Below are 10258 nucleotides of genomic sequence, written 5' to 3' on the forward strand. Positions count from 1 at the left end.
AGTGTTTATTTTGCGTTCACTCAGTTCTGTTTATTTCCTAAAAATTCTGGGTAATGAATACGGGTGCATAGAGACGCATACGAATGATAGGGGAGGTGATATGCTTGTCGATTTCAGCAGGCACATTATTTTGGCTTTTTGTACCGATGTTAGCCACTGTTGTATTATCAACCATTTCATATGTAAAAGAGGGGAGAGAGTAGATGGACACGGCAACGTTAATAACTTTTATTGTGTATTTAATTGGGATGCTTGCAATAGGGATTGCAGCCTACAAGCTAACTAGTAATCTATCGGACTATGTTTTAGGGGGAAGAAGATTAGGACCAGGTGTAGCGGCACTTAGTGCAGGTGCATCGGATATGAGTAGTTGGTTATTACTTGGTTTACCAGGTGCAGTTTATGCTGCAGGAGGAATGAACCAAATATGGATTGCAGTTGGTTTAACAATTGGAGCTTACTTAAACTGGCAGTTTGTTGCGAAGAGACTTCGTAGTTATACTGAAAAAGCAAACGACTCTATTACCATACCAGACTTCTTAGAAAATCGTTTCCGCGATCACAAAAAAATTCTTCGTATGATCTCAGCGTTAGTTATTCTATTATTCTTTACTTTTTACACAGCTTCAGGAATGGTTGGGGGAGCAAAACTGTTTGAAGCATCATTCGGTTTAAGTTATTCACAATCATTATGGATTGGTGCTATTGTTATTATTTCTTACACGTTCTTAGGTGGATTTTTAGCAGTAAGTTGGACAGATTTTATCCAAGGTATTTTAATGTTCTTGGCCTTAATTATCGTACCAATTGTTGCGTTTACTCAGCTTGGTGGATACAGTGAAACGGTAAGGCAAGTAGGAGAAATTGATCCAATGTACTTAGATGCATTTTCAGGAATGACTGCACTGGGGATTATCTCGCTTTTAGCATGGGGACTAGGTTATTTCGGTCAACCGCATATCATAACTCGTTTTATGGCAATTAAATCAGTGAAGGATGTTCCAAAGGCACGTTTTATTGGAATGACATGGATGGTCTTTGGGTTATTTGGAGCGATCTTCACAGGTTTTGCCGGAATTGCTTACTTCTCAGGTAATCCGTTACCAGATGGAGAGCAAGTGTTTATCCAATTTGCGGACGTTTTATTTAATCCGTGGGTGTCAGGAATTCTACTTGCGGCAATTCTAGCAGCGATTATGAGTACCATTGATTCACAGTTGCTTGTTTCTTCAAGTGCTGTTGCAGAAGACATTTATCGTGCAGTCTTCCGCAAAGAAGCAAGTGAAAAGGAACTAGTATGGATCGGTCGTGCTGCTGTAATCGTAATTGCGCTTATTGCAATAGCGTTAGCAGGAAATCCAGATAGTTCAGTACTATCATTAGTAAGTTATGCTTGGGCAGGCTTTGGAGCAGCCTTCGGACCGGTTATCATTCTAGCATTATTCTGGAAGCGCATGACAGGTAGAGGAGCTCTTGCCGGTATGATTGTAGGGGCAGTAACAGTTGTTGTTTGGAAAATACTATCCACTCCTGAGCTTAATGAAGCAGGAGAAGTTATTAAGGAAGCAGTAATTCCATTCAGTCTATACGAAATCGTACCAGGCTTCATCCTGGCTTGGATTGCGATCATGGTATTCAGTTTACTAGACAGAGAGCCTAGTGAAGAAATAAAAGCAGAATTTGATGAAGCAGCGAGAGCATAAATATAATAATGAAGTAAAAATACCACGCTCCTTTTTGAGCGTGGTATTTTTATGAGCAAAGACTTTAACGCACTACCGTAACGGGGGCCTGTCCCCCATCGCTTTAAAGCGGTGGGGGACAGGCCCCCGTTACTTTAGAGAATTAAAGCATCCACGCAAGTTGATTAAAGCAGAAGAACTTTGTTATTATCAGTATATTATTGGTGATGATTCATTCGGAGGTGAAGGGAAAATGTCACGCATTTCCAGAGAAGAAGTTAAGCACGTTGCTCATTTAGCACGTTTAGCGATAACAGAAGAAGAGGCAGAGCAATTCCAAAAGCAACTGGATGCAATTATTACGTTTGCAGAGCAGTTGAATGAACTTGATACAGACAACGTACAACCAACTACTCATGTCTTGCATTTGAAGAACGTCATGAGAGAGGACAAGCCAGGAAAGGGCCTACCTGTCGAAGAAGTATTAAAAAATGCACCAGATCACAAAGATGGACAAGTTCGCGTTCCGGCAATTCTAGAGTAGAGGGGGTTCCATAATGTCGTTATTAGATCATAAAATTTCAGAATTACATAAACTACTACATAAAAAAGAAATCTCAGTAACTGACGTGATTGATGCTTCGTATAACAGAATCAATGCAGTTGAAGATAAGGTGAAAGCGTTCGTTACACTGAACGAAGAAGCAGCAAGAGCCGAGGCCAAAGAGCTCGATAACGCTGCAAAAACTGAACGTGGTCTTCTTTTCGGATTACCAATCGGTGTAAAGGACAACATCGTAACGAAAAACCTTCGTACGACATGTTCGAGTAAAATTCTAGCAAACTTTGACCCGATTTATGATGCAACAGTAGTGGACAAGCTAAAGGCTGCTGAAGCCATCACAATTGGGAAATTAAACATGGACGAATTCGCAATGGGTTCTTCGAACGAAAACTCGGGCTTCTTCCCGACGAGAAACCCTTGGAATACAGAGTATGTTCCAGGTGGTTCTAGTGGTGGATCTGCAGCGTCAGTAGCAGCTGGAGAAGTACTTTTCTCCCTAGGTTCTGATACAGGAGGTTCCATCCGTCAGCCTGCTGCCTATTGCGGTGTAGTTGGATTAAAACCTACATACGGTCGTGTATCTCGTTTTGGACTAGTCGCATTCGCTTCTTCACTAGATCAAATTGGACCGATAACTCGTAACGTAGAAGACAATGCTTATCTACTGCAAACAATCTCAGGTCTCGACCCAATGGATTCAACTTCTGCAAACGTAGAAGTACCAGACTTTCTTTCATCTTTTACAGGAGATGTAAAAGGCTTAAAGATTGCTGTTCCAAAAGAATACTTAGCAGAAGGTGTTCAAGAGGAGGTTCGAGGGTCCGTTCTTGCTGCCTTAAAAGTATTAGAGAGCCTCGGAGCAACGTGGGAAGAAGTATCACTGCCTCACTCTAAATATGCTCTTGCAACGTATTACTTATTGTCTTCATCCGAAGCTTCTGCAAATCTAGCACGCTTTGACGGTGTTCGCTATGGAATTCGTTCTGACAATGCGAAAAACTTAATCGATCTATACAAGCAAACTCGCAGCGAAGGCTTTGGTGACGAAGTAAAGCGTCGTATCATGCTTGGAACATTCGCTCTAAGCTCAGGTTACTATGATGCTTACTATATAAAGGCGCAAAAAGTACGTACATTAATTAAACAAGATTTTGAAAAAGTATTTGAGAAGTACGACGTTATCATTGGACCAACTACTCCATCACCGGCCTTCAAAATTGGTGAAAAGACTAAAGACCCAATGACGATGTATGCTAACGACATTTTAACAATTCCAGTAAACCTTGCTGGAGTACCGGCTATTTCAGTTCCATGCGGATTCTCGAACGGATTACCATTAGGATTACAAATTATCGGCAAGCATTTTGATGAGTCAACGTTATACCGTGTTGCGCATGCATTCGAGCAAGCAACAGACCATCATAAGCAAAAGCCAGCGTTGTAAGGGGGCTATAGTATGAATTTTGAAACGATAATCGGGCTTGAAGTCCACGTTGAATTAAAAACCGAATCAAAAATTTTCTCGAACAGTCCGAACCATTTCGGTGCGGCCCCTAATACACAGACGAGTGTAATCGAGCTAGGGTACCCAGGAGTGTTACCAGTTTTGAATAAAAAAGCTGTTGAATTCGCAATGAAGGCTGCGATGGCGCTGAATTGTGAAGTTGCAACAGACACGAAGTTCGACCGGAAAAATTATTTCTATCCTGATAACCCGAAGGCATACCAAATTTCTCAATTTGATAAGCCAATCGGAGAAAACGGCTGGATTGAGATCGAAGTAAACGGAAAAAAGAAGCGTATTGGGATCACACGTCTTCACTTAGAAGAAGATGCAGGGAAGCTGACACATACAGGAGACGGCTACTCGTTAGTTGATTTCAACCGTCAAGGTACACCACTTATTGAAATCGTATCAGAGCCGGATATTCGTACACCTGAAGAAGCGTATGCATACCTTGAAAAGTTAAAATCAATCATTCAATATACAGGCGTTTCAGATTGTAAAATGGAAGAAGGTTCACTTCGTTGTGACGCGAACATCTCTCTTCGTCCAATGGGGCAAGAACAGTTTGGAACAAAAGCAGAGCTTAAGAACTTAAACTCATTTGCTTTCGTTCAAAAAGGACTTGAATTTGAAGAGAAGCGTCAAGCAAAGGTACTTCTGTCTGGTGGAGTCATTCGTCAGGAAACTCGTCGCTATGATGAAGCGACGAAAGAAACAATACTGATGCGTGTTAAGGAAGGTTCAGATGACTACCGTTATTTCCCGGAGCCAGACTTAGTTCACCTTTACATTGATGATGACTGGAAAGCGCGCATTCGTGCTGAAATCCCTGAGCTTCCAGATGCCCGTAAAAAGCGGTACGTCGAAGAATTAGGCTTACCTGCATACGATGCAAATGTTTTAACTTTTACAAAGGAAATGTCTGACTACTTTGAAGCAACCGTTCAAGCCGGAGGAGATGCAAAGCTTGCATCAAACTGGTTAATGGGAGAAGTGTCGGCTTACATGAATGCAGAGCAAAAGGAGTTACAAGATTTAGCATTAACTCCAGAAAGCTTAGCGAAAATGATCAAGCTTATCCAAGATGGCACCATTTCATCAAAGATTGCGAAGAAAATATTCAAAGAGCTTGTAGAACAAGGTGGAGATCCAGAACAAATCGTGAAGGATCAAGGCTTAGTTCAAATCTCAGACGAAGGTACACTTCGTACAATGATCGTGGAGCTGTTGGATAAAAATCCACAATCCATCGATGACTACAAAAACGGAAAAGACCGTGCAATCGGCTTCCTAGTTGGTCAAGTGATGAAGCAAACGAAGGGGCAGGCCAACCCGCCGTTAGTCAATAAAATTCTTTTAGATGAAATGAATAAAAGGTAATGTGAAGCACCATTCAAAGGAATGGTGCTTTTTTCTTGCAGTTTAAGTAAGCATAAAATTTTGAGTGTATCTTTTGTAGTTTTGTATTCTTAATCCATCTTCAGCACCCATCCCGCCTGAGTCAAATGTTCCAGAGAGAAGAAAAGGGAAGAAAGTAACCTCAGTATTAGTTAAGTTTTCTGATATTTCAACAAAATTGTCACAACTTATGTTATGGTAAGTAAATATGGGGTGGAGGGATATAGTGCATTTACCAGTGATTTATAACAGTTTAGAAGAGGCTGGAGATAACATTTTGCAGTTAATTAGCCGGATGGTTCATGTTAATACATTCTGTATCACGAGTATTGATGAGACAAGCAGTTATTTTATAAGTGTTCTTAATCAAAAAGAAATACTTGCAGAAGCGGGAATCAAGATTTCTGTTTATGATGCCTACTGACACCTCTTATTTCAAAGTGGTCGGGAACCACTACTCATAAATGATACATCATTACATGATCAAGCATGTAGCATGGACATAACGAAGGACTTAAAAATAAAGAGCTTCCTTGGTGTTCCTATCTTCAAACAGGATGGTAGTTTGTATGGAAACTTATGTTGTTTTGATACAGAAACATATTCTTTTACAGAAGAAGATATTAAGCTTCTTCAAACGATGTCTACCTTTCTAACATATGTCGTTGAATTGGAGACATCGAAATTTCAAATTGAAAAAGATCTAGATCGCCTATCACATGAGAGTGAATTAATTTTAAATTCATTATCTGAAGGTGTATTTGGCTTGGATATAAACGGGAGTATTACATTCTGTAATCCGGCAACTACCAACTTATTAAATTATGAAGAAAAAGAATTAATAGGGAAGACTCCTACTTCAACATTTCTTAATAATGAGGATAAATCTGAATTGCTACTGACATTAATAGACGGAAAAACAAGGTCTATTTCTCATGAATCTTTTTATTCCAAAGATGGACATCATTTCCCGGTAGAATACCGTGCAAATGCAATCTTGGAAAAAGGAAGAATCACAGGAGGGGTTGTTACATTTATTGATATTACCGAGCGAAGAAATTCAGAAGACATTATTCTTAAATCTGAAAAACTCTCACTTGCAGGTCAATTAGCGGCAGGAATTGCACATGAAATTCGAAATCCGTTAACTTCAATTAAAGGCTTTCTGCAATTAATTGGAGACGGGTACGAAAAAGAAACGTATATTCAGATTATGAGTGATGAGCTAATTCGAATTGAATCAATTGTTAGTGAATTACTTCTTTTAGCAAAGCCACAAGATGTGAATTTTAAACCTGAACTAGTTGGATTAATCATAACGGATGTCATCTCTATTTTAGAAACACAGGCAAATATGAATAATACGCAACTCTTACTCGACATCCAAGAGGAAAATCTCTTTATCAACTGTGATAGTAACCAAATGAAACAGGTGTTTATTAACCTTGTCAAAAATTCGGTCGAGGCTCTCCCAACTGGTGGGGTCGTTGAGGTGGGAGTAAAAGTAGCTGGAAACTACATAGAGATTTCTGTGAAAGATAATGGTGTAGGGATTCCTTTAGAAAAGATAAATCAAATTGGACAGCCTTTTTATTCAACAAAAGAAGAAGGTACAGGGCTTGGTCTTATGGTGAGCTTTAACATCATTCAAAATCATCAAGGAACCGTAAAAGTAGAAAGTGAAAGAAATAAAGGGACAACCTTTACGATTACACTACCAATATATGAACAGCCCGAGTATATACTAATATAATTAGATAACTCGGGCTTAAGGTTCGTTTTCTATGAAACAATCGGTATATAACTCTCCATCTCAACTTCAAGTAATGATTCCTCCGATAACGGAGAAAGAAGCTTACGATACTAATATACCTTGCCTTTTACAGTACTGGAATCCAAATCTCAGAATAGTAGTTAGGAGAGAACGGGTCTCCATCGGGATAAACTTCTAACTCGGGTGTACCTGCATGCTTGTAGCCACTAGTCGGGAACCACTCTGAGAAAATTTCCTTCCATACCTTTTGCATCGCATCCGGCATGGCACCGTTAACTTCGAATACAACCCATTTAGAAGCTGGGATTTCTAAACTACTATACCCTTCAGGTGTATCACCTTCTCGCTCTGCTGCAATCCAATAATCCATCTGAGTTTGGTTAGTCGCTGCACATACCCCCAGTACGCCTTTAATTTGCCCGTTATTTGCCTTAAATAAAGTACTGCTCGTTCCGTTATCATTCGCTTCATCCCACATCTTAGGAATACCGATTAAGTTCTCCCCATTTGCATATGAAAACTCTTTTTTTACACCGATGATTTTAAATGCTTCACGTTCAATCACATTGTACTTCACAGGTTCTGCTCCCTTCAGAATCACCTGAATTTTCAGGCGTTCATAAAATGTTAGTTTTCCTACATACTTCCGTGCTTCACTTGGAGATACACCATGCTGTCTTCGAAATGCCTTTGAAAAAGCTTCAGGAGTGTCGTATCCATACTTGTAGGCGACATCAATCACCTTGCAATTCGTTGTCGTTATCTCTTTTGCAGCTAACGTCAACCGGCGGCGCCTAATATACTCTCCTACGGACAAATCAGTCAAAATCATAAATGTTCGTTGAAAGTGAAATTCCGATGAGTTCGCTTGCTTCGCGATAACTGCCATTGTTAAGTCTTCCTGCAAATGATCTTCAATATAGTCAATTGCCTTTTGGATTGATTCCACCCATGCCATGTCACTCACTCCTTAATTACATACTACTAGCGTTCTATAAAGAAAACCTGTCATGAAATGCTCTTCTCTGACAGGGTAAATGAAAAAGGTTACAGAGTATTTCTCCATAACCTTCAAATCCTCCTCTAAAAAGAAAAAGAGTACTGAAAAATTCAGCACTCAGTTATACCTCTTCGTAGATCCGATATCATCAACTTCTTCAAAGGAAAAATTGTAAACGGATTTCTCATCGTCATTATATACCTGTATGAATTGCTTTTTCACATCATAATCAAGTAATCTGCCATATAAACGCTGGCGGCCTTTCTTTTGTTTCATCATATCTACGTAGATAAGCTCATTGTTTTCCTTCCACCTTTTAAAGTTCTCCTCTATTTCCTTCATTGATGAACTTCCCCTTTGCAGAAAATACAAAATAATTGACATATAACGTATAACCAACCAATACTATATGTATAGTATGTAATAAAAAGGAGTTTTAAAAATGGGAATACCCAAGCCGTTGGTTCAAATCAATCAGCTTTTTATCGTAGTAACAGCGTTAGTAGGGCTACTTATTAGTCCATATATATTATTTCTCCCCCTAATGAATGGAATTATCACACTTGCAACAAAGCAAAACCCAGTGATTAAAATGAGTAGAGGCTTGTTAAAAAAATCGTCTGATTCATATGTTCAGGAAGACAAAGATCAGCAATTGTTTAACCAGTGGATTGCGACAATCTGTCTGGCTATCGCAGTAATCAGCTTTTTCCTTGGAGCATCAATCGTTGGTTATGTTTTTGGTGGTATGGTGATTTTTGCTGCAGGCTTAGCTTTATGTGGTTACTGTATAGGATGTACGATTCGTTATCGTTATATGATGTGGAAATATAAAAGAATAAATAGTTAAGATGCCTACACTAGGCATCTTCAGACTGTAGACAAACTCGATAATATCGAGTTGTCTGCAGTCTTTTTTCTATTTTTATGAAGTTCTCTGTAAGACAAGGTGATTTCCGCTCCATGGCACTCGCTTTCCGCGGGGTGGGCGGTGAGCCTCCTCTCCGTTCCGCCTGTGGGGTCTCACCTGTCCCACTGCCTCCCGCAGGAGTCGAGTGCCATTCCACTTCAATCGGTTATTAAATTCATTCTGTTCTATAATATCTTCTTATTTTAAAATAAAAAAAGAATAATAATTGAGGTGACATTATGCTAACGAAACATAATTCTATACAAAGAGATCAAATCGAAATGATAGCTTTAGATGAACTTGTTCCTGCCAATCATCTAGTACGCAAACTTGAAGTGGCAATTGATTTTTCTTTCATTTATCCTCTTGTTAAAGATATGTACTCTGAAGTTGGTCGCCCAAGTATTGACCCAATTATCTTAGTAAAAATGGCATTTATCCAATACATATTCGGTATTCGATCAATGCGTAAGACTATAGACGAAATAGAAACAAATATGGCAAATCGTTGGTTTTTAGGTTATGGGTTTCATGATAAGATCCCTCACTTCTCTACCTTCGGTAAAAATTATGAAAGACGTTTTAAAGATACAGACTTATTTGAACAAATCTTTTATCGAATCTTAAAAGAAGCAGCTGATAAGAAATTGATTAGTGCTGAACACGTCTTTGTTGATTCAACACATGTAAAAGCTAGTGCTAATAAGCGGAAATTCGAAAAGAAAGTTGTGCGGAAAGAAACTCGAGCTTACCAGGAGCGACTACAAGAAGAAATTAATAAAGATCGTGAAGACCATGATAAACCACCTTTTCCACCTGATAAATTTGACCAAGAAGAGATGAAAGAGATCAAAGAAAGTACAACAGATCCGGAAAGTGGATACTATGTTAAGGATGAACGCACGAAACAGTTCGCTTACTCCTTTCATGCAGATGCAGACAGAAAAGGTTTTGTATTAGGTTCAACAGTTACAGCTGGAAATGTTCATGATAGTAATCTTCTTGAGTCTTTAGTAGAGAAAGTGAAAGAGTCAATTGGTAAACCAAAAGCAGTTGCGGCTGATACAGCTTATAAAACACCTGCCATTGCACAATATCTAATAGAAAATGACATTACACCGGCATTTCCATATACACGCCCACGAACAAAAGAAGGATACTTTAGGAAACATGATTACGTATACGATGAGCACTATGACTGCTATATATGTCCGAAAGGACAGATACTAAACTATTCAACCACCACTAAGGAAGGTTATCGTCAATACAAGTCTGACCCACATTACTGTTCGACTTGTCCTTTACTTGCTCAATGTACACAGAGTAGAATCATCAAAAGCTTATACAACGTCATGTGTGGGAAGCGTATGTGGAGGAAGCAGAACATCTTCGTCATCACGAGGAAGTTAAAGAGATATATGC

9 protein-coding genes and 2 pseudogenes are annotated in these 10258 nt (G+C 39.2%); 9 read left to right on the forward strand and 2 right to left on the reverse strand.

Annotation, left to right across the window (positions count from 1 at the left end):
• Positions 1–203: 203 nt before the first annotated feature.
• The 7 genes and pseudogenes from putP to JR050_RS20645 all read left to right on the forward strand — a co-directional run bounded on the left by putP (position 204) and on the right by JR050_RS20645 (position 6905).
• The gene (gene putP, locus JR050_RS00990) at positions 204–1703 is read left to right on the forward strand and encodes a sodium/proline symporter PutP (RefSeq protein ID WP_204201650.1); all 1500 of its coding nucleotides are present in this window, start codon (positions 204–206) and stop codon (positions 1701–1703) included.
• A 232-nt stretch (positions 1704–1935) separates the two neighbouring features.
• Positions 1936–2226 carry an Asp-tRNA(Asn)/Glu-tRNA(Gln) amidotransferase subunit GatC gene (gene gatC / locus JR050_RS00995; protein ID WP_204201651.1) on the forward strand — a complete coding sequence of 97 codons (291 nt, stop codon included), beginning with the start codon at positions 1936–1938 and terminating at the stop codon, positions 2224–2226.
• Positions 2227–2239: 13 nt separating this feature from the next.
• Positions 2240–3691, forward strand: coding sequence for an Asp-tRNA(Asn)/Glu-tRNA(Gln) amidotransferase subunit GatA (gene gatA, locus JR050_RS01000; RefSeq protein ID WP_204201652.1), 1452 nt, complete (start codon positions 2240–2242; stop codon positions 3689–3691).
• Between the two features lie 12 nt (positions 3692–3703).
• Positions 3704–5134, forward strand: a complete 1431-nt coding sequence (gatB, locus tag JR050_RS01005; RefSeq protein WP_204201653.1) for an Asp-tRNA(Asn)/Glu-tRNA(Gln) amidotransferase subunit GatB — start codon at positions 3704–3706, stop codon at positions 5132–5134.
• 244 nt (positions 5135–5378) lie between these two features.
• Positions 5379–5576, forward strand: coding sequence for a hypothetical protein (locus tag JR050_RS01010; protein WP_204201654.1), 198 nt, complete (start codon positions 5379–5381; stop codon positions 5574–5576).
• Between the two features lie 33 nt (positions 5577–5609).
• Positions 5610–5795 (forward strand): annotated as a pseudogene (locus JR050_RS20640) (GAF domain-containing protein); the annotation flags it as partial.
• The gene (locus JR050_RS20645) at positions 5793–6905 is read left to right on the forward strand and encodes an ATP-binding protein (protein WP_346726687.1); all 1113 of its coding nucleotides are present in this window, start codon (positions 5793–5795) and stop codon (positions 6903–6905) included. The pseudogene JR050_RS20640 and the gene JR050_RS20645, both read left to right, overlap by 3 nt.
• A gap of 127 nt (positions 6906–7032) precedes the next feature.
• Here JR050_RS20645 and JR050_RS01020 read toward each other — a convergent pair whose 3' ends face one another.
• Together JR050_RS01020 and JR050_RS01025 are read right to left on the reverse strand one after the other, a co-directional pair.
• Positions 7033–7884: an AraC family transcriptional regulator gene (locus tag JR050_RS01020; protein ID WP_204201656.1), complete on the reverse strand. Its 852-nt coding sequence runs from the start codon at positions 7882–7884 to the stop codon at positions 7033–7035.
• Positions 7885–8043: 159 nt separating this feature from the next.
• Positions 8044–8268 carry a hypothetical protein gene (locus JR050_RS01025; protein WP_204201657.1) on the reverse strand — a complete coding sequence of 75 codons (225 nt, stop codon included), beginning with the start codon at positions 8266–8268 and terminating at the stop codon, positions 8044–8046.
• Between the two features lie 100 nt (positions 8269–8368).
• Between JR050_RS01025 and JR050_RS01030 the strand changes: the two genes are divergently transcribed.
• The gene (locus JR050_RS01030) at positions 8369–8776 is read left to right on the forward strand and encodes a DUF4395 domain-containing protein (RefSeq protein WP_204201658.1); all 408 of its coding nucleotides are present in this window, start codon (positions 8369–8371) and stop codon (positions 8774–8776) included.
• A gap of 299 nt (positions 8777–9075) precedes the next feature.
• Positions 9076–10258 (forward strand): annotated as a pseudogene (locus JR050_RS01035) (IS1182 family transposase); the annotation flags it as partial.

The organism is Bacillus suaedaesalsae (genome assembly GCF_016890225.1).
Taxonomy (GTDB): domain Bacteria; phylum Bacillota; class Bacilli; order Bacillales; family SA4; genus Bacillus_BS; species Bacillus_BS suaedaesalsae.